Here is a 24,163-nt window from a genome sequence, read left to right on the forward strand (position 1 = left end):
AGTAAGCAATCGTTTTGATGTGCTGTTGCTTGCCTAATTTAGTAGAAAAACTAGAGCAGTTACTCCATGAATGGCGAGCGAGAAATAGCGCTCCCCTCTCTGTAGCTTATTGTGTATTTTCGACGGGCGGAGGAGGCGGCGCATACGCTTCCTGCTTGTCTTCGTAGATTAGGTGGCCTTGCACCGGGACGCGGTGGCCTTTCGCATACATGCAGTGAATGTAGGCTATATCGTAATTATTCTGGCGCGCTGCGCTTGATGTATCGGTATTGCCCGTTTCCCGGGGTGCGACCGGGCCGATATCGTTATCGTTGCCGGTTAAACCGCTGGAGGCGGCAGCCTGTCTTGGAGAGGCGCCTTGCGCCTGTAGCAGTGCAAAATGTCGGCACACGGTATCGTCGCCATTGAATTGTTCGAAATTTTTGCCTGTTCCCGGCAAGGCGAGTATCGTCGGGCCGGACGGAACGGTAGCGCAGGCCGTTAAAATCAAGGGAGCAGTCAGGATAATGCGCTTCAGTGAATCGGTCATGTCATGGATCTCCATTAACGCGTTTGAGGTGTAATCGCCGTGTTCGCTTCATGAGCCGGTATGACTTTCGTCCATCCCGCCACACACTCCTTGACATAAGGGTAATAGCCTTGCGGATCGTCGCAATGGTACCAGTATCCCGGTTGCTGTTGCGGAGGTACTGCCGCGACCTTTTGCCATCCCGACGGGCATTCCCTGATATAAGGCCAGTACCTCTGTTTTTCGGCGCAGTAGCTCCAATACTGGGGAGCCGGCAGTGCACCGGTTTTAGGTTTGGGCTGTTCTATATAGACCGGGGGACTGGGCGGTACGCTGATAATCGCGGGAGGGTAGTTGTAGTAAGTATACGGATAGTAGTACGCGCCGTAATAAGGCCAGCCCCAGCCCGTTCCTCCGTAGACACCATAACCGTAATAGGGATAACCGCGTACGCCGCCTCTGTACATTCCGCCGCGATAATAGCCGCCATGGAAATAGCCTCCTCTCCCGGCATAGTGGCCGCCGTATCCGCCGCCGAAATGACCGCCGCCGCGCGGCCATGCGGGATTACAGAACGCAAAACCAAAACACAGCATCAAAACAAGGCGGAACTGCTTTCGTTTCAACAGGTTCATAACCGGCCCCCATTGCTACTGGCGATCACCCCTGCCCATAATCGCGAGATGCGTTGGGCAGGCGGTAATCCTGGATACTGAATATCAGCTTTCTTTCCCAGCTTCTACTGTATAAGGCAGCGCTTCCAGCGTCAATCCAACCGGCAAGCTGTTTATATCGGAAAGATTGATGACCGCCAGCAGTTCCTGTCTCTGTTGTTCCGGAACGGACGCCGAGACGACCGTGCCTAGACTGTCGTCCGACCCGTTCAGATGTCTGATCGTGGAGCCGGCCCTGTAAGGCTTGGGTATGGACGTCGCCGTCAGTCTGAACATCCGGCGTTTGCATTGCCCGAGGTAATGCGTGCGTGCGACGATTTCCTGACCGGTATAACAGCCTTTCTTGAAGCCGATGCCGTTCAGCAAATCCAGGTTCAGCATTTGCGGAATGAAAGCTTCCGTAGTGCCTTCTTCTATGTCGGGCAGTCCGTGGCGCAGGACTTCACTGCTCCACAGCATTTCATCAACCAATCTTAGCGACTGCTGCTTGAACTCGGCAAGCAATTCCTCCGTCTGCGCTATCGGCGCCGCATATAGGTTGAGTGCGGGCGCATTAACCGAAAAAGTCATAACCATGCCGGCGACGGCTATGGGTACTTCTGGGGGGGTATCGCCGATGACGCCGAACAGCGTATAGTCTGCGCTGACATCGCTGATACTGACTTTGGCACGCAATATATAACGGCTCAGATGTTGGCGCAGACGTTCGGCAAGCGTGCTGTTCACGGACAGAAAAAAATCGTCGCCCAGACGTAAAGCCTGAAATACGGCGATGACGCGTCCTTTAGCGCTGCAAAAAGCTCCGAGCGTGGATTGTCCCTGTTGCAAGGCCAGTATGTCGCAAGTGCTTTGCCCTTGCAGGAATTTACCGGCGTCTTCGCCGCTGAATGCCAGCAGACTGGTGTGATGCAATCGGCAATAGCAGCCTTGAGCTGTATTCATCTCAGCGTCCCTGCTCTAATGCCGCGATACGTTCTTCCAGCGGTGGATGGCTCATGAAAAAGCGGGACACGCCGCCGCCATTTATGCCGAATGCCGCCATTTCACCGGGCAGCTCCTGCGGGTCGTGAGCGCGCTGCAATGCCTGCAGCGCCGAGATCATCTTGCCGCGACCAGCCAGATGGGCGCCGCCCGCATCGGCGCGGAATTCGCGCCAGCGCGAAAACCACATCACGATCATGGTCGCCAGGATCGAGAGTACAATTTGCGCAACCATTTGCGTAATATAATAGGCCGGACCATAGCCGCCTTTATCGTCGTTGGAGCGGAACACCACGCGGTCGATCACATGCCCGGCGATGGTGGCGAAGAAATAGACAAAGGTGTTGACGACGCCCTGAATCAAGCCCAGTGTGACCATATCGCCGTTGGCTACATGGCTGATTTCATGCCCCAATACCGCTTCGACCTCGTCGCTGCTCATATTGCGCAGCAGGCCGGTGCTGACGGCGACCAGCGCATTGTTCTTGCTCATGCCGGTTGCAAACGCATTCGGATCGGGAGAGTCGAAAATACCGACCTCCGGCATGCCTATGCCGGCGTTGCCTGCCAGATTATGCACGGTTTGTACCAGCCATTGTTCGGTGCTGTTCGAAGGCTGTTCGATCACGAAAACGCCCATTGAGCGTTTGGCCATCCATTTTGACAGCATCAGCGAGATAAAGGAGCCCGACATGCCCATCACCGCAGACATCAGGAGCAGGCTGTCCAGGTTCAGCGACACGCCGTTCTGGCGCAGCAGCGAACCCAGGCCGAGGAAATGAAAGATAATACTGATCAGCAGCAATACGGCTGCATTGGTCAACAGGAACAGCAGGATTCTCATGATGGTATCCGGTAGCGTGGTTGATGGTTCGTTGATAGTATGTGCCGTTCTTTTTTGAAAAATCAAGGTGCCGGCATGAATGAACCACAAACTTCCCTGGAGCGTCAGTTCTCAGGACAAATTGGCGCGGAATACGAAATGCTCAAGCTGATCTGTCCTGCATCCGTCGATATGAGCCGTAGAGTAGGGGAGACTCTGGCGAGCAGGGTAAACAAGGCCGGGCAGACGCAGCAGGTTATGGAGCTGGGGTGCGGTACCGGCATTACCACGCTTTCCGTTCTGGCGCAGAATCCGGGCCTACAACTGCGCTCGGTCGACAATGAACCGACCATGTTGAATCAGGCGCGCGAACACTTGAGCGCATGGCTGGATAAGGGGCAATTGAGTCTGGAGGAGATCGATGCTCTGGGCGCATTGCGGCAGTGCGCAAGCGCCAGTCTGGATGCGATCGTTTCCGCCTATACCCTGCACAATTTTCCGCAGGACTATCGCGCGCTGGTTTATCCCGAAATCTTCCGGGTGCTGAAGCCGGGCGGCGTTTTCATTAACGGCGACCGCTACGCGCTGGACGATACGATCGAACATACGAAATTGATACAGCAGGAGATCGAGGCGTATTTCGACATGCTGATGAAAATGAATCGCGCCGACCTGCTGGAAAAATGGATCGTGCATCTGTTCAGCGATGAGTCTCCGGATCATGTCATGCGCTTGCAGCCCGCGCTGGATGCGTTTAACGCTGCCGGATTTAATCCGGTGGAGCATCGTTTTCACGACGGAATCAACCGATTGCTGCTCGCGCATAAACCGCTGATTTGACATGAGCCGCAAGGACAGCAAATCGGTATACCGCTGCGCCGAATGCGGTCACGTTCAGAACAAGTGGGCCGGACAGTGCCAGGGCTGTGGACTCTGGAATACGCTGATGGAAAGCGTAGAGCTGCGCTCGACCGGGTTGCGCCATAGCGGCTATGCAGGGGAGGGCGGTAGCAACGGTCAGCCGGTCGATCTGGCTTCGGTCAAGGCGGAAAATATCACGCGCTCGTCCAGCGGCATGGAAGAGCTGGATCGCGTGCTCGGCGGCGGTCTGGTGCCGGGTTCGGCGGTATTGATCGGCGGCGATCCCGGTATCGGCAAGTCTACCCTGTTGCTGCAGACACTGTGCGGTCTGCGCGGGCAGCAGCGCCCGCTGTATATTACCGGCGAAGAGTCGATGCAGCAGGTCAGTCTGCGCGCCAGCCGTCTCGGTCTGGACGGGCAGGGCGTGCAGATTCTGGCCGAAACCAGTCTGGAAAATATTATTCAGGTGGTGCAGCAGCACCGCCCCGGTTTGCTTGTGGTGGATTCGATACAAACCGTCTACAGCGGCCAGATGCAATCGGCTCCCGGTTCGGTGGCGCAGGTGCGCGAATGCGCCGCGCATCTGGTGCGTCTCGCCAAACAAACCGGCACCATCATCTTTCTGGTCGGGCATGTGACCAAGGAGGGCGCTTTGGCGGGGCCGCGCGTGCTGGAGCATATGGTGGACACCGTGCTGTACTTCGAGGGCGATCCCGGCAATCGTTACCGCATTATCCGCGCGTTCAAGAACCGTTTCGGGGCTGTCAACGAACTTGGCGTGTTTGCGATGACCGAAACCGGCCTGAAGGAAGTGCGTAATCCGTCCGCCATCTTTCTGTCGCGCTACGAAGACGATATGGTCGGCAGCGTGGTGATGGTGATGCGCGAAGGCAGCCGTTCGATGCTGGTGGAAGTGCAGGCGCTGGTCAACGAATCGCCGCTGGCCGCGCCGCGCCGCATTGCGGTCGGCATGGAACAGAACCGGCTGGCGATGCTGCTGGCGATACTGCATAAACATGGCGGCATAGGTATTTTCAACCAGGATGTGTTTATCAACATGGTAGGCGGTCTGCGTTTAACGGAAACGGCGGGCGACCTTGCCGTTGCGCTGGCGGTATTGTCCAGCTACCGTGAACGCCCGCTGCCGAAAGACTGGTGTGTGTTCGGCGAGCTGGGCCTGAGCGGCGAAGTCAGGCCGGTGCCGAACGGCGAGGAACGCTTGCGCGAAGCCGCCAAACACGGTTTCCGCCATGCCGTCGTTCCGTTGAAAAACGCGCCCAAGGGCAGGATAGACGGACTGGAATTGATCGCGGTCAAGAGTTTGCAGGAGGCGCTGGCGGCGGTGTAAAGTTAAAGCGGATTTCATGATTCCGGCTTGTTCGGATACACCCGCACCTCGCGTATGGCTTTTTTGTCCATTGCCGTAATTTCCAGTTGATGACCGAACAGCTTGATGCTGGTTCCGGCTTCCGGTATGGTTTCGAGGTAATCGGTTAGCAAGCCGTTCAGAGTCTTGGGCCCTTCAGTCGGTAGTCCCCAGCCGGTTGCCCGGTTCAGTTCGCGCAGGCCGACGCTGGCGTCGACCAGATAACTATCGTCGCTTTGTTTGCGCACTTCCAGCGAGTTGGTGGTAATCTCGCCGATGATTTCCCGCATCAGATCTTCCACCGTCACCAGGCCCTGCACATCGCCATACTCGTCCACGACCAGCCCGATACGCACTTCGTCGCGCCTGAAATTGATCAGCAGCTGATGTAACGGCATGTTTTCGGTTACAAAATAGGGCTTTATCAGGGATTGGATCAGGGATTCCTTGCTGAGCCGCTGCTGTCCCATGCATATCAGGGCCTTGCGTAAATGCAGAACGCCAAAAACCTTGTCGATATCCTTGCGAAACACCGGGAGACGCGTGTGCCGGCTGTTGGTGATCTGATCTATGATCACGTCCAGCGGGTCGTCGAGATCTATGCCGATGATTTCATTGCGCGGCACCATGATGTCCTCAACCGAGGCCGATTCGAGATCGAGTACGCTGAGCAGCATGTTTTGATAGCGATCCGGGATCATTGCTCCGGCTTCGGCAACCACGGTACGCAGTTCTTCCTTGCTCAGCGCGCTATAGGTCTCTCCGCTCGCGTTGAAACCGATGATTCTCAACAGCAGGTTGGCTATGGCGTTGACTATCCATACGATGGGGTAGCACAGTTTCAGCAGCGGCAGGATGATGATGGATGAGCCGAACGCGAGCCGGTCGGGATGCATGGCCGCCAGCGTTTTCGGCGCCACTTCAGAGAAGATCAAAATCAGCAGGGTAACGATGCCCGCCGCTATTGCCAGTCCGCTCTCTCCGCCATCGAGACGCAGTGTAATCACCGTGGTCATTGAAGAGATCAGGACATTGGCAAAATTGTTGCCCAGCAGCACAACGCCGATAAAGCGGTCGGGTCTTTTAAGCAGTTTCTGCGCGCGTAACGCACCTGCATGGCCTTTTTTTACCAGGTGCAAAAGACGGTAGCGATTAAGCGTCATCAGCGCGGTTTCCGCACCCGAGAAAAAGGCGGAAACCATGAGCAGGAAAACAAGCGTGCCGAAGAGCACGCTTAGCGGGATGTCGTTCAAGGAAACATTAACTCCAAAGTAGAAAACACACTCACTTTCTAAGGGTTATGAGCCTGAAAGTCAAGTTAATGTCATATTGAGGATGGGGTCGCCGGATCGAGCATCGGCCTTGTCGACAGGATGTCGTCATGCCCCCGGATCAAGTCTGGGGCTGACTTTGACGGCATAATGCTAACTATTTGATTCAAAATTCCCGTTATATCAACAGGACTTAAGCGGGGGCAGCTCACGAAACGGAAAAATCGTACGCTAAGCCGTCAATCATCATCTTCTTCGGCGAAAAAGTCCGCGCTCAGATCGCAGGCGCTATGCAGTACGCGGACGATCTCAACTCCGTTGGACCGGGGAAGATAAAAATGAGACGTACCGGCCAAGTAGTGGGAAACCTCCACAAATCTGCCGCCAGTTCATACCGCAAGCGGCCAATACCCGATACCGGGGCGTTCGTCAGTGCGCTGAATTTCTGGTCAACACGGTTGATGAAGTCGTCCGCCCGCGCTTCGCTGTCTTCGGCGATGTAATTGAGAAAGGCGGATTGTACGAGTACACCGACACAGGCAGCGGCCGCCAAGCTGCTCAAAGTCTGCTGTGCCACAGCTGTACAACAGTTTAAAAGAATAGCGCGGGGCTTTGCCGTTCGTTTCGTCTCGTGTTTGAGGGTGTCGATACCTGATGTAAGCTGCGCCGCGCCTGACGCAGTCATTTCGGCATTGGACAAAAGGGCTCATTTTAATGGAATGGTCGCCCCTCCCTAAACGGCATCGCATGTGCCAAAGTGGGCGTTCGTTTAGTCCACAAAACAGAAAGGGCGACGACCATGAACATTACTACAGTAGGCATTGATCTGGCAAAAAATGTATTCCAGGTGCATGGCGTTGATGAACGAGGTAAGGCGAGTTTGAAAAAACAGCTGAAACGTGCGCAATTGCTGCCGTTTTTTGCCAACCTTCCGTCGTGTTTAATCGGAATGGAAGCCTGCGGAAGTGCACATTACTGGGCCAGAAAGCTCAAGGAGCATGGACACACGGTCAAGTTAATGGCTCCACAATTCATCAAGCCTTATGTGAAGACGAACAAAAATGATGTTGCGGATGCCGAGGCGATTTGTGAGGCGGTGAGCAGACCAAACATGCGCTTCGTTCCTATCAAAGAGGGTGAGCAGCAAGCGGTTCTCGGTTTGCACCGGGCACGCCAGGGTTTCGTCAAGGCGCGAACGGCACAGGCCAATCAGATTCGAGGACTATTGGCCGAATACGGAATTGTTATACCCAAGGGTATTGGCTATATCGCCAGACGACTGCCGGAAATTCTGGAAGACGGCGATAATGAATTGCCGGATGCCTTTCGTCAGCTGATAGAGCGCTTGGGAACGCATCTCAAGGAGCTTGACCGGCAAGTTGATGAACTGGATGCCCAGATACAGGTGTGGCACAGAGGGAATGATGCCAGCAAGAAATTGGAGAAAATCCCCGGCATAGGCCCGATCACAGCGAGCGCCTTGGTGGCCTCGATTGGCGACGCCAAAAACTTCGAGAATGGCCGACAACTGGCGGCGTGGCTGGGTCTTGTTCCTCGTCAAAATTCCAGCGGAGGAAAACAAACCCTGCTTGGCATCAGCAAGCGTGGCGACACCTACCTCCGAACGTTGTTGATCCACGGCGCGCGCGCCGTGATAAGGGTCTCGGAGCACAGGCTTGAGCAAGCCAATGGCTGGCCCACTCGGATAGTGGACAGGCGAAACAAGAATATCGCAACGGTGGCGCTGGCCAACAAGAATGCCCGCATTGTTTGGGCGCTGCTGGCACACGAAAGCGAATTTCAGCCAGATTACTCCGTGGCGGCAGTCGCTGTGTAATAGAACGGATTGATTTTAGATAAATTAAGCTTAAAGAAGAGGGTTAACTCCACCGATTGCACAGGCAATCATTGTTATGATGGCAAGACAGGTCAGACCGTGACCGAATAAACCTGAATGAGACAAGGCACGTTTGAGTGCGCCATTTTGTTGAGGATTCGGTCAGCGCATTCCATCAGGGACAGAGGCGACGGCCTCGATTAAGTCCGAATATATGGCAGCAATCTTTATCTGAAACCGCCTTGATCAAATGAACGCTTGGCAAAACCGGGGCGACCATATATGTCTCATCGCCTTCGAATAAATTTTACGTTTCTATTCTCGGACAGGCTCCTAGTCGGGGTTCACGACGATCAACCAAACGCTTCGGAGGCAAGGGCGCCTCTCCTGCGAGCCGTGTCCAGTTTATCCGGGTAATCGTTATGCGCTACCCACTCTTTTTGCAGAATGGCGTACTGCATCGTGTTCTCGAATATCGGGACGCCTTCGTTATCCTTTTTGAAGGATATGAACTCTTTGAACAGTCCCTCTCTCCTCATCCCCAATCTTTCGCACAGGCGCTGCGAAGCGATGTTGTCTTCCTCCACATAGGCGTAGAGACGTCGGGCGTGTTTCACCGAGAACAGATACTCAAAGAGAGCCCGCGCGGCCTCAGAGGCAAATCCAGCGCCTCCAAAATCCGCGTTGAAATTCCACCCCACGGCATAAGTGTCGGGATGTTCGAGTATGCAGAACACGTCACCGATCAAATTACCAGTGCTTCGCAAGCACACGGCAATTTGCTCATCGCTTCTGCCACGCGTTTCCACTTCTGCTTCTGCAGCGCCAAGATCTTCAAGCTTGAGAGAAAAGAAACAGCTCACCCTAGGTTGGTGCAGATATGCAAGCAGATCGATTGCATCTCCCTGTCTGAAATTTCTCAAGGTCAGTCGGTCTGTCTTGATAACGTCCAGCATGGCGGTCAACAATACGGGGAAACTGAGTATGCGTTGGCGAATGGCCGCAGCAGGTTTGAGTCGGGAATTTTCCAGGAGTTCATCAGATCGGCAGGTACTCGATAAAACAGATAATTATAGTATCGAGCTCAGGAAGTCACTTAAAATATCCTAATATATCAATTGAGTAATAGCCATATTTTATCATAGCCCACTATATTTGTGCTGAATATTTGCTTAAGTTGAGAAGCTTGAGTAAGCATGGGACATTTCGGCACGATCTGTCTAATCGGCAAAAATTGAACAGATCGTGCCTCATATTTTTTCAGTCCGTGACCAGCTTACGGTCCCAGGAACGAAGGAGTTGCCATATGATCATGGAATTGAATAATGTTCAATGATCTTCTGGGCGACATGTTCCGGCGATAGCTGGGAATTGTTGAGCCTCAGGTAGTCTGCTCGCCCATCGAATGCGTTTCCTGAGTTAGAACTGGTAGTTGGCATCATTGTGACCGTCGCAGGTGGCTTGATATGACTGTTGAGCCGCTATCAACTCTCTGGACGTCAAACTCCCTCCAAGCGCTGGAGAGGGAAGTGAGTTGGAGTCAGGCGAGACCTTCTGCGCCCACGGATGGGCGCAGAGAGCTTCCAGACGGACTTGCAGCGTGGTTATTCTCCCCCGCGTGTCTCGACTGGCTTGCCTCACTTCCGATGGCTTCGGTCAGGCCTCAAAAGCACTCGCTGAATAGTTACAAAAATCGTAACTATTCAGCGTCCCATGATATTTTATCTTGTAGCCGTTAAGTCATCCGTTCGTGAGCGTAGTGCCGCTGAAGAGCCCTTGTCTAACCATGAATGGATTAACTATCAATGTAGTAGGATTTTCCATTCATCCTTCGATAAGCTCAGGACGAACGGAAAATCGGAGCGCTGAATAGTTACAAAAAATCTAACCCGGCAACTCGCTGCTTCCCATCAGGAATTCATCCACCGCGCGAGCGGCCTGGCGTCCTTCCCGGATCGCCCATACCACCAGCGATTGCCCGCGGCGCATGTCGCCGGCGCTGAATACCTTGTCTACTGAAGTTTTATAATTATGGGTGTCGGCCTTTACATTACCGCGCTCATCCAGCGCTACGCCCAGTTCAGCCAGCAGTCCTTCCTGTACCGGGTGCAGAAAGCCCATCGCCAGGAAGACCAGATCGGCTTTCAGCGTAAACTCGCTCCCAGGCAGAGTTTCCATGACCCAGCGTCCATCCTGCTGTTTCCATTCTACGCGCGCGCATTGCACGGCGCTTACCTGACCGTTTTCGCCGCTGAAGGATAGGGTGGTTACCGACCAGTCGCGCGCGCAACCCTCTTCCTGGGAAGTGGATGTTCTGAATTTGTTCGGCCAGTTCGGCCAGGTCGTGGCCTTATTTTCTTTTGCAGGCGGTTTGGGCAGGATTTCCAGTTGGGTGACCGAGGCGGCGCCCTGGCGCAGCGATGTGCCGATGCAGTCGGAACCGGTATCGCCGCCGCCGATGACAACAACATGCTTGCCCTCAGCCGAAATAGCTGCCGAAGCAATGCGGTCGCCTGCTACGCGCTTGTTTTGCTGCGGCAGGAATTCCATGGCGAAATGAACGCCTTGCAATTCACGGCCCGGTATGTCCAAGTCGCGCGGTTTTTCTGAACCGCCGGCCAGAACGACGGCGTCGAAGTCTACAGTCAATTGTTTCGGAGCCATATTGACGCCGACATGGGTGTTGGGGCGGAAGATCACACCTTCCGCCTGCATTTGGGCAATGCGGCGGTCGATGACGTATTTCTCCAGTTTAAAATCCGGTATGCCGTAACGCAGCAAGCCGCCGATTCTGTTTGATTTTTCGTAAACGACTACCCCGTGCCCGGCTCTTGCCAGTTGTTGTGCGGCCGCCAGACCGGCGGGGCCGGAGCCGACGATCGCGACGCGTTTCCCGCTTCGGTGCTCCGCGATCTGCGGTTCGATCCAGCCTTCGGTCCAGGCGCGGTCTATAATCGCGCATTCGATGCTTTTGATGGTGACCGGTTCGTCGGTCAGGTTCAGTGTACAGGCCGCCTCGCACGGCGCAGGACAGATACGCCCGGTAAATTCCGGGAAGTTGTTGGTGCTGTGCAGGACTTCAATCGCCGCGTGCCAGTCGCCCCGATAGACCAGATCGTTCCAGTCAGGAATGATATTGTTGATCGGGCAGCCCTGATGGCAATACGGTATGCCGCAATCCATGCAGCGCGCGCCTTGCTTTTGCAAGGCTTCGTCGCTCAGCGCTATCGCAAACTCCTTGAAGTTCTTGATGCGATCCGTAACCGGAGCATAGCCCCGATCCTGGCGCGATATTTCCATGAAGCCGGTAGGTTTACCCATGTTCTATACCTCTAGTCTTTCCGGGAGGGTGTCAATGTTGCGCCGTACTGTTTTGCGATACGGCGGCTGAACGCGCGTTTAACAGCGCTTTTTTGTAATCGACAGGCATGACCTTGCGGAAATGCGGCGCGTAGCTCGACCAGCTGTCCAGTATCGTTTTGGCGCGCTCGCTGCCGGTATAGTGGTAGTGTCGCTGGATCAGGGCTCTCAGGCGTTGCGTATCGTTGCCGGACATGTTTCGCATCAGTTCCTCCAGATCCTGCGTTTCAGCGAGGTTGCCTTCCGCCGTGGCAAGATTGCCATCCGTTGCCTGCGCCAGCGTTTCCAGTTCGACCATCGCGAGATTGCAGCGCTTGTCGAAATCGGCGCTTTCGTCCAGCACGTAGGCGACACCACCGGACATGCCGGCGGCGAAATTGCGCCCGGTATGACCCAGCACCACGACGCAGCCGCCGGTCATATATTCACAGCCGTGATCGCCGACGCCTTCAACCACGGCGATTGCGCCGGAGTTGCGCACAGCGAAACGTTCGCCGGCGACGCCGCGCAGATAGCATTCGCCGCTGATCGCCCCGTACAGCGCGGTATTGCCGGCTATGATGTTTTCTTCCGCTTTAATCGGGCAGTCTTCCGGCGGGAAGATGGCGATGCGCCCGCCCGACAAGCCCTTGCCGACATAATCGTTGCCTTCGCCGCGCAGTTCAACGCTGACGCCTGCCGCCAGAAATGCGCCGAAGCTTTGTCCGGCAGTGCCGCGCACCTTTATGGCGATGGTGTCTTCCGGTAAGCCCTTGTGTCCATGGCGTTTGGCGACTTCACCGGACAGCATTGCGCCGAAAGTACGGTTATAGTTGTGGATTTCAGTTTCGATCCGTACCGGCTGCGCTTTTTCGAGGGCAGGCTGCGCCTGTGCTATCAGTTGCAGATCGAGCGCCTTGTCCAGTCCGTGATCCTGCTGCTCGACATTGCGGATTGCTATGCCCGGAGCCGCTTCTGGCTTGTGCAGGATACGGCTGAGATCGATCTTCGACGCCTTCCAGTGCGAGATCGCGCGGCGCATATCCAGCAGGTCGGAACGGCCTATCATCTCGCTGACGGTGCGGCAACCCAGTTGCGCCATCAGTTGTCTCAATTCTTCGGCGACGAAGAAGAAGAAATTGACGACATGCTCGGGCTGGCCGGTAAAGCGCTTGCGCAGTTCAGGGTCCTGTGTCGCCACGCCGACCGGACAGGTGTTCAGATGGCATTTGCGCATCATGATGCAGCCTTCGACGATCAGCGGCGCGGTGGCGAATCCCACTTCATCCGCACCGAGCAATAATGCGATGGCGACGTCGCGTCCGGTGCGTATGCCGCCGTCGGCCTGTACGCAGATGCGGCCGCGCAGCTTATTCAGCACGAGGGTCTGATGGGTTTCGGCCAGACCGATTTCCCAGGGCAGGCCGGCGTGCTTGATCGATGTAATCGGGCTTGCGCCGGTGCCGCCGTCGTAGCCGGAAATGGTGACATGATCGGCATGGGCTTTCGCAACGCCGGCGGCAACCGTGCCGACACCGACTTCCGATACCAGCTTGACGCTGATGCGCGCCTTGGGATTGACGTTTTTCAGGTCGTGGATCAATTGCGCCAAATCTTCGATCGAGTAGATGTCATGGTGCGGCGGCGGAGAAATCAAGCCGACGCCTGGCGTTGAATGGCGTACTTTGGCTATGGTCGCATCCACTTTGTGACCGGGGAGTTGTCCGCCTTCTCCGGGCTTTGCGCCTTGCGAAATCTTGATCTGGATATCGTCGGCGTTGACCAGATATTCGGCTGTGACGCCAAAACGGCCCGAAGCAACCTGCTTGATCGCGGAGCGCATGGAGTCGCCGTTTGCCAAAGGCAGGAAACGTTCCGGCAGTTCACCGCCTTCGCCGGTATTGGATTTGCCCCCGATGCGGTTCATCGCAATCGCCAGCGTGGTATGCGCCTCCCAGGAAATCGAGCCGAACGACATAGCGCCGGTGGCGAAGCGCTTGACGATTTCCTTGGCCGGTTCGACTTCGTCCAGCGGCACCGGCGTTGTTTTGGCGAACTGAAACTCCATCAGGCCGCGCAAGGTCAGCAAATGCTCGTTTTGCTCGTTGATCAGACACGCATACTCGGCATAGGTCGACGCATTATTGGTGCGTGTTGCGTGCTGGAGTTTGGTGATGGTTTCCGGAGTCCAGATATGGTCCTCGCCGCGCACTCGGTAGGCGTACTCGCCGCCGGCGTCCAGCGCCTTGCGATACAGCGGCGCATTACCGAAAGCTGCCCGATGACGGCGCACGGTTTCCTCGGCGATTTCCTGTATCCCGGCGCCTCCGGTAGTAGTGCCGGTACCGGTGAAATAGTTGTCCAGAAAAGCTTCGCTGAGTCCGACGGCGTTGAAAATCTGTGCGCCGCAATAGGATTGGTAGGTGGAAATACCCATCTTGGACATGACTTTGAGCAGAGCCTTATCGATAGCCTTGATGTACTGTTTGTGTACTTCGTATGCGGACGGCCGCCCCGGCAAGTATTCTCTCAGACTCGATAATGTATCGAAAGCGAGATAAGGGTTGACGGCCTCGGCACCATAGCCGGCCAGTAGCGCGAAATGATGCACTTCGCGCGCCTCTCCGGTTTCGATAACCAGTCCGACCTTGGTGCGCAGCCCCGCGCGTATCAGGTGAATGTGGACAGCCGATGTCGCCAGCAGCGCAGGGATGCCGATATGATCGACATCGACGGCGCGATCCGACAGCACCAGGATGTTGTTGCCGGAGTGCACCGCTTTTTCCGCACTGGCGCATAATTGCGCCAGTGCCTGTTCCATGCCGTTGGCGCCAAGATCAGCGGCATAGCAGAAGCTGATGGTTTTGGTCTGGAATGCGCCTTCGGTGCGCGCTTCTATGCGGCGGATTTTTTCCAGGTCTTCATTGCTCAGTATCGGCTGATGGACTTCCAGACGCTTATGGCTGCCGCCATCGGCCAGTCCCAGCAGATTGGGGCGCGGACCGATGTGGGATACCAGCGACATGACCAGTTCTTCGCGTATCGGGTCGATTGCCGGATTGGTGACCTGGGCGAAGCCCTGTTTGAAATAATCGTAGAGCAGGCGCGAACGGTTGGACAGCACGGCGAGCGCGGCGTCTATGCCCATGGAGCCGATCGGTTCCATGCCGGTTTCCGCCATCGGCTGCAGGCAGAACTTGATGTCTTCCTGCGTATAACCAAACGCCTGTTGACGATCGAGCAGGGTTTGCGCGTCAGGAGCCATCGCCGAAACTTCATGCGGCAGGTTTTCCAGCCGGATTTGCGCCGCGTCCACCCATTGCTGATAAGGCGCGCGGCCGGCCAGTTCGTTCTTGATGGTGTCGTCGTCGACAATCTGCCCCTTTTCCAGGTCGATCAAAAACATCTTGCCCGGCTGCAAACGCCATTTTTTGATGATTTTGTGTTGAGGGATCGGCAATACGCCCATTTCCGACGCCATCACCACATGGTCGTCATCGGTAATCAGGTAGCGCGCCGGCCTCAGGCCGTTGCGGTCCAGCGTTGCGCCGATCTGACGTCCGTCGGTGAAAGCAACGGCGGCCGGGCCATCCCACGGCTCCATCAATGCGGAGTGGTACTCATAAAATGCGCGGCGCTTTTCATCCATCATCGGATTGCCGGCCCAGGCTTCCGGAATCAGCAGCATCATCGCATGCACCAGCGAATAGCCGCCGGTCACCAGCAGCTCGAGCGCATTGTCGAAACAGGCGGAATCGGATTGTTCGGCGTTGATCAGCGGCCAGACTTTGTCAAGATCGGTTCCGAGGAGAGCTGAGGTCATGGACGACCGGCGCGCGGCCATCCAGTTCACGTTACCGCGGACGGTATTGATTTCGCCGTTGTGGGCAATCATGCGGAAAGGATGCGCCAGATCCCAGGTGGGAAAGGTATTGGTCGAGAAACGTTGATGCACCAGCGCCAGCGCGGAAATCATGCGCGAGTCCTGCAAATCTCGGTAAAACAGCCCTACCTGGTCGGCCAGCAGCATGCCTTTGTAAACCAGTGTACGCGACGAGCAGGACGGCAGGTAAAATGCTTTACAGTGCTCCTCGCCAAGCTGTTGAACCGTGTTTTCAGCCTGTTTGCGTATCACGAACAGCTTGCGTTCGAAACTATCCTGATTCTGGCAGTTCGCTCCACGGCCGATGAACACCTGTTTGATGAGGGGCTCCGCCAGTTTTACCGACTCACCCAGTCCGGTGTTGTCGACCGGCACATCGCGCCATCCAAGCACGGTCTGGCCTTCGGCGTTGATAAAATCTTCAAGGATTTTCCGGCAGCTTTCACGATGAGCCGAGTCTTGCGGCAAAAAAACCATGCCGACGCCGTACTCGCCGACAGGCGGAAGCGTAATGTTCAGCGGCTCGCACGATGCGCGCAGAAACTCATCTGGAATCTGGATCAATATGCCCGCGCCGTCGCCGGCCAGAGGGTCTGCCCCCACCGCGCCGCGATGGGTGAGGTTTTTTAGAAGTTCCAAGCCCTGCTGGATAATCTGATGGTTTTTACGGCCCTTGATGTGCGCGATAAAGCCCACGCCGCAGGCGTCATGCTCATTGCGGGGATCGTAAAGTCCCTGTTTGGCAGGTAGAGTATTGTGACTCATCGTTAGACCTCTTTCGGTATTCGTGCCTCGGTGTTGCGCTCGGGCCGTGTGGCTCGATTGCAGCGCTGTCTGTTATCCGCGCACTTGTATCAGTATACTGGGCAATCTTGCGGGCGCCGCTATGTCGGATGCATCGTTCGCCTGCATCCTGCATTTGGCTGCGCGTGAAAGCTATAAGCAAAGCCGTAGGAATATATGGAATTTGAGCGAATTTTTCAAGTATTGAGTGACTTTGCGCGGTAAAATTATAAAACTTCCTGGGTTTTTAGTGGGCGGTATTAATTTCATAGGCCTATGTTCCGGCTTTTCCGCTTTCCGATAGCGGCTGATGAAATACCCGATAGCTCGTTGCTTTGCCTGGGAGTGCGGTCCATAAATCAGCGTTTTACGTTGTCCGCATGTTTTTAAAGCCAAGTGCCGTATGGCCGGAGAGTAAGTAATGCGTGAATATTATGATGTCGCCATAGTCGGAGGCGGGATGGTCGGGGCGGCGCTGGGTTGCAGCCTCGGCAACAGCGGCCTTAAGGCCGTCGTACTGGAAGAGACTCCGCCGCCGCCGTTCGATTCATCTCAGTCCCACGACCTGAGGGTTTCGGCGGTTAGCATAGCCTCGGCCAGTATTATCAGAACCGTGGGCGCCTGGCCCGGAATCGCCAGCCGTCGCAGCTGTCCGTTCCGGCGCATGCGCGTTTGGGAGAATCAAGGTTACGTCGAATTTCGCAGCGATGAAATTAACGAACAGTTGCTGGGGTACATCGTCGAGAATCGCGTAGTCCAGCTGGCTTTGCAGGAACGCCTTGCCGCCTTCGATAATATCGAATTTTTGTGTCCGGTTAAAATCGCCGATATTACTTACAGCGCCAAGCAATCCAGCCTGCGCATGGATGACGGGCGGGAAATCGTCTCGCGTTTACTGGTGGCTGCGGACGGAGGCTCATCGCGCGCGCGGCAGGCGGCAGGCATGGGCGTCAGCGCCTGGGACTATGAACAGCATGCGCTGGTGCTGACCGTGGAAACCGCATACGATCAGCAGGATATAACCTGGCAACGCTTCGAGCCGAGCGGTCCGCTGGCTTTCCTGCCATTGGACGGGCCGCATGCTTCGCTGGTCTGGTATCAGACGCCGGAAGAAGTTAAGCGCCTCAAACAATTGTCCGATGATGATTTATTGCAGGCGGCACGCGCCGCTTTCCCGAAGGAGCTGGGTGAAATTAAATGCATCAGCGCGCGCGGAAGTTTTCCATTGAAACGTCAACATGCGCTTCATTACACCAAGGAAGGAGTAGCCTTGATTGGCGATGCGGCGCATATGATCCATCCGCTGGCGGGGCAAGGCGTCAATATCGGACTGCTGGATGCTGCGGCATTGGCTCAGGTGCTGGTCGGTGCGCAACGCGAAGGCAGGGATGTCGGTTCCGCTGCGGTGCTGAAGTCGTATGAAAAAATGCGCCGTCACGATAATCTGGTCATGATGACCGCGATGGATTTATTCTATCGCGTATTCGGCAACAGCAATCAGCCCTTGCGTCTGCTGCGTAATATAGGTCTGGGGCTGGCCGAGCACGTCACGCCCGCCAAGAAAATGGTCATGAAACATGCGATGGGGTTGGGCGGAAATCTTCCGCGTTTGGCACGCGGCGAAGCTATAGTTTTTTGATACGCGGTTACCGCTGATTCGTGGGGCAGCAAGTGATCGGGAAAAGATATGCTGTGTTTTTTGCGCTCATGATCGTGCTCATTGGATGTGACGGATGCGCAAATACGAGCAACAACGTCTGGAAACCGGTTGTCGATCCCTACAACGATCCGAATGCAGCCCGGATCACTCAGGACGAACATGAGTGCGCAGTATTGGCAAAGCAAGCTGGCGATCCGGAAGCGAGCTCTTCCAATAGCGCCGTTGCCGGCGGTCTGACCAGAGTCGCTGGAGCGGCGGTCAGCGCCGTAATCGGCAATCCTGTTGCCGGTGCGGTAATAGGAGCGGCTTCGGGCGGCGTGGGCGCTGCTGCTTCCGGTTCTGGCGCGGAAACGGACTACAGGAACGCATTAAGCAACTGCATGCGTCAACGTGGACACAAAGTTATTAATTGATTAAAGAGAGCAGGAAGTTTATGCAAAAATTATTGATGATTGTGCTTTTTTGGATGGCGGCCGGGGCGGCTCAGGCTGAAGCGGTTAGTCACCACGGCGGACCGATTTTGCATTGCACCCCGCCGCAGTTTTTCGATGAAAGCCCCGCAGCCGAGAGTTCTGTGGCGTCGGTGGACGAATTTACGCTGTTTGCATCGGACAATACCGATCCCTCAACAGTTAACGTATGGGTAAACAATACCAAAATTCCGGCGCATGTCGAGCAGCAAAGAAGCGGTCGCTGGCTGATCAAGGGCAAGCTGGTAGCTCCCATCACTTCCGGGCGGGTGTGGTTCAAGGTAACCGGCGACAGTCAGGAAGGATGCGACGAGTTGCGCGTCTGGAATGTTTATATACGTTGAAGATAATAGGGTGACTCTGTTTGTGATAGGGATTTTCACGTAATAATACGTTTTAAAAGTAATATTTTCGTACGCTTTCGTTATCGTGCAAATAGCGCGGCTAATACCGGCCCTCATCTCCATCCGGGAGAGGCGGGGTGAGGGAAACCGGTCATGACGCAAGCGCGTCGCCCCCGGTTATGCAAAACGCTTGCGCCATGACCGCTTAGAGGCAGATTGCTGAATCATTTTCAGATTCTCCTCGGCGGGGTTGGTGTTTTCGTTTGTTTGGGGCGCCGTTTGAACAACTCAAGTAGCAGTATCGGCCCTGCGCCAACGGCGGCAGCCTGCGCCATCAAATCAGGGGGCACGAGAGAAAATCTGAAAATTTCGCGGAAAATGGGTACGGTCAATGCCGCTCCCAACAATGCGAACGTTAAAAAAATAATCACAATGAGGGGGCGCGTTATCCCCGCCCACAGCGGGCGGTGTTTGGCGCGCACCGATAATACCAGCATCAGATTGGCAATCACCAATGCAGAAAACGTCAGACTTCGCGCAGCTTCTTCGCCGGTCTGTTGCAACGTGACCCCGTAGTAAATGCCGATGGTTAGCAGCAACAGTACGCCGCGTCCTAGTGCCATTAATACCAAGCGGCGGTTGAATAACGGTTCCGAGGGGGAGTGCGGTGGGCGTTTCATCAAGCCCGGCTCCGCGTTTTCTGCCTCGAATACCGTGGCGCATACCGGGTCTATTACCAATTCGAGAAAAACAATTTCCACGGGTAATAACAGCATGGGCCACCCGGTCAGTATCGGCAACAGCGCCAGCCCTGCGATTGGCACATGAATCGAAATGATGTAGCTCATGGCTTTCAATAAATTGTCATGGATGCGGCGGCCCATGCGCACTGCCGCCACCAGAGAGCCGAAGTCGTCTTTCAGTAGCACCAGCGCAGCGGCTTCCCTCGCCACATCGGATCCATGTTGTCCCATTGCCACACCGATATGAGCGGCCTTGAGCGCCGGCGCATCGTTTACCCCGTCTCCGGTCATGGCGACTATTTCGCCGCTGCCCTGAAGAGCTTCCACCAGTTTGAGTTTCTGCTCCGGTTGCACGCGGGCAAATACCCTGACGTCCTTTATCGCCTTTTGCAGTTCTGTTGCGCTCAGCGTTTCCAGTTCCTTTCCTGCGAGTACGCGGTTTGCGTCCAGTCCGGCCGCCCGGGCGATGACTTGCGCGGTATTGGCATAGTCTCCGGTAATCATGATCACGCGAATGCCTGCTTGCCTGCATTCTTCCACCGCGGGCGCAACGTCAATGCGCAGTGGGTCATGAAAGCCGATCAAGCCGACGAAACGAAAGGAAAAGTCATGTTGATTATCAGTTAGTTCGTTTGTAAACGCCTCGGCCACGCCGAGTACCCGCAAACCTTCGTCAGCCAGTTGACGTACTCCGGCAAGAACAAAATCTGCGGTTTCAGGAGGCAAATGACACAAATCAATCACCGCCTCGGGAGCGCCTTTCGCTGCGACGGTGAAGCAGTCTTCTTGGCGGCTCCACACTTGCGACATGGCCAGCAGGCTTGGATTTAATTCGTATTCCCGTAATAGACGCCAATGAGGACGCAGGACGATTCCCGCGCGTTGCGCTAACTCATGTGCTGCCCGATCCATAGGGTCAAACGATGTTGGCCGACTGGCCAGCGCGGCATATTCGGCCAAGCGGATAAAAGACGCTTCATGAGGTTGGGTCGTATCCTGTGTAATACCGTCACACCATAGGCGAGCCACGGTCATGCGGTTTTCGGTCAAAGTTCCTGTTTTGTCCACGCACAGCGCTGTCGTTGCTCCCAGCGTTTCTATTGCTGCGGAACGGCGCGTCAATACGCCTACCCGACTGAGACGCCACGCTCCCATGGCCATAAATACGGTCAGTACCATTGGGAACTCTTCCGGCATCAGCGCCATGGCCAGACTAAGCCCGGCCAGGCTGCCTCCCAGCCAATCCTGTCGCAGCACGGCATAAAGCGCGCCCGCCAGTATGCTGAGCGCAATACCCGCTATAGCCATATGCCGCACCGCATGCCCGGTTGCGCGCTGCATGGGAGTTGGTTCCGTTCGCGCGATTGTCACGGCTTTGCCGATTTGCCCCAGGCGCGAACGTATTCCGGTTGCGATGACTTCCGCCTGGGCATGACCGCGTACGATCAGGCAACCGGAATAAACTGGGTCTCCCAGTTGTTTTTGTACGGGAACGGATTCCCCTGTCAGCATCGACTCATCAACGTACAGCGCGTGGCTATCCAGTAAAATGGCATCGGCCACGATGTGGTTTCCTTCATCAAGCGCCAGGATGTCTCCGTACACGATCTGGCCGGATGGTAGTGTTGCCGGTTTCCCTTCGCGAATAACGCGTGCCGTGGGCTGACTGAGGCGGCGCAGGCTTTCCAGCACCTTTTCGCTGCGGCGCTCCTGCACCACAACCAGTCCAACGCTGATCGCATTCATCAGCATCATTACGCAGCCTTCCAGTTTATCGCCCAGCAGCAGATAAATCCCGGCAGTCGCCAGCAGCATGAGAAACATGGGCTCGGACAATACATCGCGTAAAATGCGTAAGGCATTGCGCCTGTCCGCATCCGGAAGGGTGTTGGGGCCATCTAGATGAAGACGATATCGGGCTTCCTTGTCAGAGAGGCCCGATAATTTTTTTTTCTGAGGCATGGTGCGATTGTCCTGTCAGTTCGCCATTTTTTTCGGATTAACCGCTATTTCTGACCAAGCGCTTGGCGGCTCTGCCGGAAGGTGGAGCACCATGTTTCATGGTAACCATATGCGCTGGAAAAGTGAACGAAGATCCGTCAGTATATGCATTATCTCCCCTGTTTAGGGGGTTCAACCTGCAGGAGATAATAGTGGTGTTGAACGGAAACCGCATCGATCGTTTTATCGGTATTGCCATGATCGCGGTTTTGATTGCAGGCTGTTTTGCCGTGTTGCGCCCCTTTCTTTCGGCCATACTCTGGGCCGTAATCCTGTCGTTTTCCACATGGCCGGTCTACCAATGGGTGGTCCGCTCTGTTGCCGGCGGAAAGACGGTAGCGAGCGGGCTCATGGTGCTGCTGATCGCGGTCGTGATGATAGTGCCGCTGGTGCTTCTCGGGACCAGCCTGGCCGATAATATTACAGCGCTCGTCGAAATGGTGCGTCATGTTCTCAGCGAAGGCTTGCCCCGTCCTCCAGCGTGGCTAATAAGGCTGCCGGTTGTCGGCGTGCATATGTACGGCCAATGGCAGGCGATGGAGGGTAGCGGCGTCATCCTGACCGAAAAACTGATGCGATACCTGCTTCCATTGCGCGATTGGGCGTTACATAGCGCGGCGAATCTGGGTGGTGGCATTGTATATTTGAGCCTCAGTGTGTTTATTGCATTTTTTTTGTACAGAGACGGTGAGTCATTATCCGCAAGACTGGAAGCTTTATCCGCCCGTATCGGTGGAAAGCAGGCGCTGGGCTTGATGCGTATCGCAGAAAATACGATCAAGAGCGTTGTTTACGGTATTATCGGCACTGCGCTGGCGCAAGGGTTTCTTGCTGGCATCGGGTTTTGGGTCGCCGCCATTCCCGGTGCCTTGCTGTTAGGGGTTCTGACCAGTCTTCTGTCTATCATTCCGGCCGGCCCGCCTTTCATCTGGATGCCTGCCGCGATCTGGCTGTTGGAACGCAACGAAACGGGATGGGCTGTTTTTATCGCGCTCTGGGGCTGCGGGGTAGTGAGCGGGGTCGATAATATTCTAAAACCTTACTTTATCAGTAAGGGAAGCCGTCTGCCGTTCATTCTGGTATTTCTAGGGGTTATGGGCGGTGTGATCGCCTTCGGTTTGATCGGCGTTTTTCTCGGTCCGACGTTGCTGGCCATCGCCTTTACCTTGCTTCAAGAGTGGAGTTCCGGAAAAAAGATTGAAAAATAACGATAATACCCGCTCACAAAGCGTCACACTGGGTGGCATTGGTATAAGTGAATCGGTCTAACCGTCGTGGAAAAATGCTTCGCGTCCCACTATTAAGCTCTTTAACCCGGTGATAGCGGTTGCGGCAACACGTTTCGCACAGAGTTATCCACAGGTTCTGTGGATTTAAAAGCAAAATTATGGGCGCATGTCTCGGTTTGTTACGCCTAAAAAATTGTGATATGGTTAGCACATGAACATAAACACTGTAAATAATTCCATTTTCCTTTCACGACTGTGGTGGCTGGGCCGTAACAACCCGACCGCCGTGGTTTAGCTCGTTTTTTTCTAACACTGCGGATCTTCCGCAGTCTGTTCCATCTTCTGTCGTAAGGTCCGTACAACCGGGGACTTTATGAACAATCAGCAACAACAGGGCGCCGCCCTATGCTCGTCGCTGGCAGGCGGCATCTTCGTGTGTCTGGCGGCTATAGGTTTTTCCGTTAAGGCAGTACTCGTCAAGCTTGCTTATGATTATGACGTGGACGCTGTCAGCCTTCTGGCATTACGCATGGCTTTTTCGCTGCCGTTTTTTGTGCTGATGCTGTTTGCGCCGCAAAGCGGCGGCGGCGGCGATAAACCGCGCTTTGGCGAGTATCTGCACATGTTCGGTCTCGGGTTGCTGGGGTATTATCTGGCCAGCTATCTGGATTTTCTGGGATTGCAGTACATCAGCGCAGGTCTGGAGCGTATGATTCTGTTCCTGTATCCCACGCTCGTTATCGTATTGTCGGCGATTTTTTTGCGCCGCCGTATTTCGGGCAGGGAGGGCGTGGCCCTGATATTAAGTTATATCGGCATCGGAGCGGTGTTTTTTCAACAGATTGTGCTTGATTACTCCATGCAGCAGGAACGTATTTTGGGAGTCGTGCTGGTTTTTATCAGCGCCGTTAGTTATGCGGTTTATCTGATGGGCAGCGGCCGCTTGATCGTCCGTTTCGGCGCTACGCGTTTTACCGCCTGGGCGATGATTACGGCAAGTATCGCTTCTCTGGCGCAATTTGCTTTCGACAAGGAACCGGGGTTGCCGGGCTTCGCCGCGCCCGTATATGGACTGGCTTTGATTATGGCTTTGGTTTCGACGGTTTTTCCATCCTGGCTGCTTGCGCACGGGCTGAAGCGCATCGGGGCCAGCCGTAGCGCCATGTTGGGTAGCATAGGTCCTGTTTCGACCTGTATATTGGCATATTTTATCCTTGACGAAACACTCGATTTATTGCAGATTGCCGGATTTTTGCTGGTATTGGCCGGAGTGCTTGTGGTCAGCGTCAAATCGTCCGCGTCAAATCCGCGATAATCTGTGGCCTTTTCTTGCCTTGGCGACGCTGGAGTGTCAAAATCCTCGCTTGCAGATAGCCTTTCGATGGGCGGC

At 55.3% G+C, this 24,163-nt stretch carries 18 protein-coding genes; 8 read left to right on the plus strand and 10 right to left on the minus strand.

Annotated elements, in window-relative coordinates:
- Nucleotides 1-106: 106 nt before the first annotated feature.
- From F6R98_RS09460 to htpX, 4 genes are all read right to left on the minus strand, one after another.
- Nucleotides 107-529, minus strand: a complete 423-nt coding sequence (locus F6R98_RS09460) for a glycine zipper family protein (RefSeq protein ID WP_153248804.1) — start codon at nucleotides 527-529, stop codon at nucleotides 107-109.
- 14 nt (nucleotides 530-543) lie between these two features.
- A complete protein-coding gene (locus F6R98_RS09465) occupies nucleotides 544-1,143 on the minus strand; it encodes a hypothetical protein (protein ID WP_153248805.1) in 600 nt (199 codons plus the stop codon).
- An 84-nt stretch (nucleotides 1,144-1,227) separates the two neighbouring features.
- Entirely contained in the window at nucleotides 1,228-2,124 is an 897-nt protein-coding gene (gene ygfZ / locus F6R98_RS09470; protein ID WP_153248806.1) for a CAF17-like 4Fe-4S cluster assembly/insertion protein YgfZ, read from the minus strand.
- A 1-nt stretch (nucleotide 2,125) separates the two neighbouring features.
- On the minus strand, nucleotides 2,126-3,010 hold the full coding sequence (gene htpX, locus F6R98_RS09475; protein WP_194270241.1) for a protease HtpX: 885 nt from the start codon (nucleotides 3,008-3,010) through the stop codon (nucleotides 2,126-2,128).
- A gap of 72 nt (nucleotides 3,011-3,082) precedes the next feature.
- Between htpX and F6R98_RS09480 the strand changes: the two genes are divergently transcribed.
- Together F6R98_RS09480 and radA are read left to right on the plus strand one after the other, a co-directional pair.
- Nucleotides 3,083-3,826 carry a class I SAM-dependent methyltransferase gene (locus tag F6R98_RS09480; RefSeq protein ID WP_153248808.1) on the plus strand — a complete coding sequence of 248 codons (744 nt, stop codon included), beginning with the start codon at nucleotides 3,083-3,085 and terminating at the stop codon, nucleotides 3,824-3,826.
- Nucleotide 3,827: 1 nt separating this feature from the next.
- Nucleotides 3,828-5,195: a DNA repair protein RadA gene (radA, locus tag F6R98_RS09485; protein ID WP_153248809.1), complete on the plus strand. Its 1,368-nt coding sequence runs from the start codon at nucleotides 3,828-3,830 to the stop codon at nucleotides 5,193-5,195.
- Between the two features lie 14 nt (nucleotides 5,196-5,209).
- On the opposite strand, the gene F6R98_RS09490 is transcribed toward radA, so the two are convergent.
- Both F6R98_RS09490 and F6R98_RS09495 read right to left on the minus strand, forming a co-directional pair.
- Nucleotides 5,210-6,466 (minus strand): HlyC/CorC family transporter, encoded by a 1,257-nt coding sequence (locus tag F6R98_RS09490; RefSeq protein WP_153248810.1) that lies wholly within the window; start codon nucleotides 6,464-6,466, stop codon nucleotides 5,210-5,212.
- Nucleotides 6,467-6,758: 292 nt separating this feature from the next.
- A complete protein-coding gene (locus F6R98_RS09495; RefSeq protein ID WP_153248811.1) occupies nucleotides 6,759-7,184 on the minus strand; it encodes a hypothetical protein in 426 nt (141 codons plus the stop codon).
- Between the two features lie 99 nt (nucleotides 7,185-7,283).
- Between F6R98_RS09495 and F6R98_RS09500 the strand changes: the two genes are divergently transcribed.
- Entirely contained in the window at nucleotides 7,284-8,321 is a 1,038-nt protein-coding gene (locus F6R98_RS09500) for an IS110 family RNA-guided transposase (RefSeq protein ID WP_153248812.1), read from the plus strand.
- A 353-nt stretch (nucleotides 8,322-8,674) separates the two neighbouring features.
- On the opposite strand, the gene F6R98_RS09505 is transcribed toward F6R98_RS09500, so the two are convergent.
- From F6R98_RS09505 to gltB, 3 genes are all read right to left on the minus strand, one after another.
- Nucleotides 8,675-9,277, minus strand: a complete 603-nt coding sequence (locus F6R98_RS09505) for a GNAT family N-acetyltransferase (RefSeq protein ID WP_228125197.1) — start codon at nucleotides 9,275-9,277, stop codon at nucleotides 8,675-8,677.
- 928 nt (nucleotides 9,278-10,205) lie between these two features.
- On the minus strand, nucleotides 10,206-11,642 hold the full coding sequence (locus F6R98_RS09510; protein WP_153248813.1) for a glutamate synthase subunit beta: 1,437 nt from the start codon (nucleotides 11,640-11,642) through the stop codon (nucleotides 10,206-10,208).
- A gap of 31 nt (nucleotides 11,643-11,673) precedes the next feature.
- Nucleotides 11,674-16,308, minus strand: coding sequence for a glutamate synthase large subunit (gene gltB, locus F6R98_RS09515; RefSeq protein WP_153248814.1), 4,635 nt, complete (start codon nucleotides 16,306-16,308; stop codon nucleotides 11,674-11,676).
- Nucleotides 16,309-16,747: 439 nt separating this feature from the next.
- Here gltB and F6R98_RS09520 point away from each other — a divergent pair, with 439 nt between their 5' ends.
- Genes F6R98_RS09520 through F6R98_RS09530 form a run of 3 tightly spaced genes read left to right on the plus strand, consistent with a single transcriptional unit; the run spans nucleotide 16,748 to nucleotide 18,800 of the window.
- Nucleotides 16,748-17,965 (plus strand): UbiH/UbiF/VisC/COQ6 family ubiquinone biosynthesis hydroxylase, encoded by a 1,218-nt coding sequence (locus tag F6R98_RS09520; RefSeq protein ID WP_153248815.1) that lies wholly within the window; start codon nucleotides 16,748-16,750, stop codon nucleotides 17,963-17,965.
- A 32-nt stretch (nucleotides 17,966-17,997) separates the two neighbouring features.
- Entirely contained in the window at nucleotides 17,998-18,399 is a 402-nt protein-coding gene (locus F6R98_RS09525) for a hypothetical protein (RefSeq protein ID WP_228125198.1), read from the plus strand.
- Between the two features lie 20 nt (nucleotides 18,400-18,419).
- Nucleotides 18,420-18,800 (plus strand): hypothetical protein, encoded by a 381-nt coding sequence (locus tag F6R98_RS09530; RefSeq protein WP_153248817.1) that lies wholly within the window; start codon nucleotides 18,420-18,422, stop codon nucleotides 18,798-18,800.
- 230 nt (nucleotides 18,801-19,030) lie between these two features.
- Here F6R98_RS09530 and F6R98_RS09535 read toward each other — a convergent pair whose 3' ends face one another.
- Nucleotides 19,031-21,505: a cation-translocating P-type ATPase gene (locus F6R98_RS09535; protein WP_153248818.1), complete on the minus strand. Its 2,475-nt coding sequence runs from the start codon at nucleotides 21,503-21,505 to the stop codon at nucleotides 19,031-19,033.
- A 191-nt stretch (nucleotides 21,506-21,696) separates the two neighbouring features.
- Here F6R98_RS09535 and F6R98_RS09540 point away from each other — a divergent pair, with 191 nt between their 5' ends.
- Together F6R98_RS09540 and F6R98_RS09545 are read left to right on the plus strand one after the other, a co-directional pair.
- On the plus strand, nucleotides 21,697-22,752 hold the full coding sequence (locus tag F6R98_RS09540) for an AI-2E family transporter (protein WP_194270208.1): 1,056 nt from the start codon (nucleotides 21,697-21,699) through the stop codon (nucleotides 22,750-22,752).
- A 394-nt stretch (nucleotides 22,753-23,146) separates the two neighbouring features.
- Nucleotides 23,147-24,088, plus strand: coding sequence for a DMT family transporter (locus F6R98_RS09545; RefSeq protein WP_153248820.1), 942 nt, complete (start codon nucleotides 23,147-23,149; stop codon nucleotides 24,086-24,088).
- Nucleotides 24,089-24,163 lie beyond the last annotated feature (75 nt).

It is taken from the genome of Candidatus Methylospira mobilis (assembly GCF_009498235.1).
Taxonomy (GTDB): domain Bacteria; phylum Pseudomonadota; class Gammaproteobacteria; order Methylococcales; family Methylococcaceae; genus Methylospira; species Methylospira mobilis.

Bases quoted from the DNA above. Each gene is read 5' to 3' on its own strand.
- F6R98_RS09460 (WP_153248804.1), bottom strand. From the start codon at position 529: ATGACCGATTCACTGAAGCGCATTATCCTGACTGCTCCCTTGATTTTA.
- F6R98_RS09465 (WP_153248805.1), bottom strand. From the start codon at position 1,143: ATGAACCTGTTGAAACGAAAGCAGTTCCGCCTTGTTTTGATGCTGTGT.
- ygfZ (WP_153248806.1), bottom strand. From the start codon at position 2,124: ATGAATACAGCTCAAGGCTGCTATTGCCGATTGCATCACACCAGTCTG.
- F6R98_RS09480 (WP_153248808.1), top strand. From the start codon at position 3,083: ATGAATGAACCACAAACTTCCCTGGAGCGTCAGTTCTCAGGACAAATT.
- radA (WP_153248809.1), top strand. From the start codon at position 3,828: ATGAGCCGCAAGGACAGCAAATCGGTATACCGCTGCGCCGAATGCGGT.
- F6R98_RS09500 (WP_153248812.1), top strand. From the start codon at position 7,284: ATGAACATTACTACAGTAGGCATTGATCTGGCAAAAAATGTATTCCAG.
- F6R98_RS09505 (WP_228125197.1), bottom strand. From the start codon at position 9,277: ATGCTGGACGTTATCAAGACAGACCGACTGACCTTGAGAAATTTCAGA.
- F6R98_RS09510 (WP_153248813.1), bottom strand. From the start codon at position 11,642: ATGGGTAAACCTACCGGCTTCATGGAAATATCGCGCCAGGATCGGGGC.
- gltB (WP_153248814.1), bottom strand. From the start codon at position 16,308: ATGAGTCACAATACTCTACCTGCCAAACAGGGACTTTACGATCCCCGC.
- F6R98_RS09520 (WP_153248815.1), top strand. From the start codon at position 16,748: ATGCGTGAATATTATGATGTCGCCATAGTCGGAGGCGGGATGGTCGGG.
- F6R98_RS09530 (WP_153248817.1), top strand. From the start codon at position 18,420: ATGCAAAAATTATTGATGATTGTGCTTTTTTGGATGGCGGCCGGGGCG.
- F6R98_RS09535 (WP_153248818.1), bottom strand. From the start codon at position 21,505: ATGCCTCAGAAAAAAAAATTATCGGGCCTCTCTGACAAGGAAGCCCGA.
- F6R98_RS09545 (WP_153248820.1), top strand. From the start codon at position 23,147: ATGAACAATCAGCAACAACAGGGCGCCGCCCTATGCTCGTCGCTGGCA.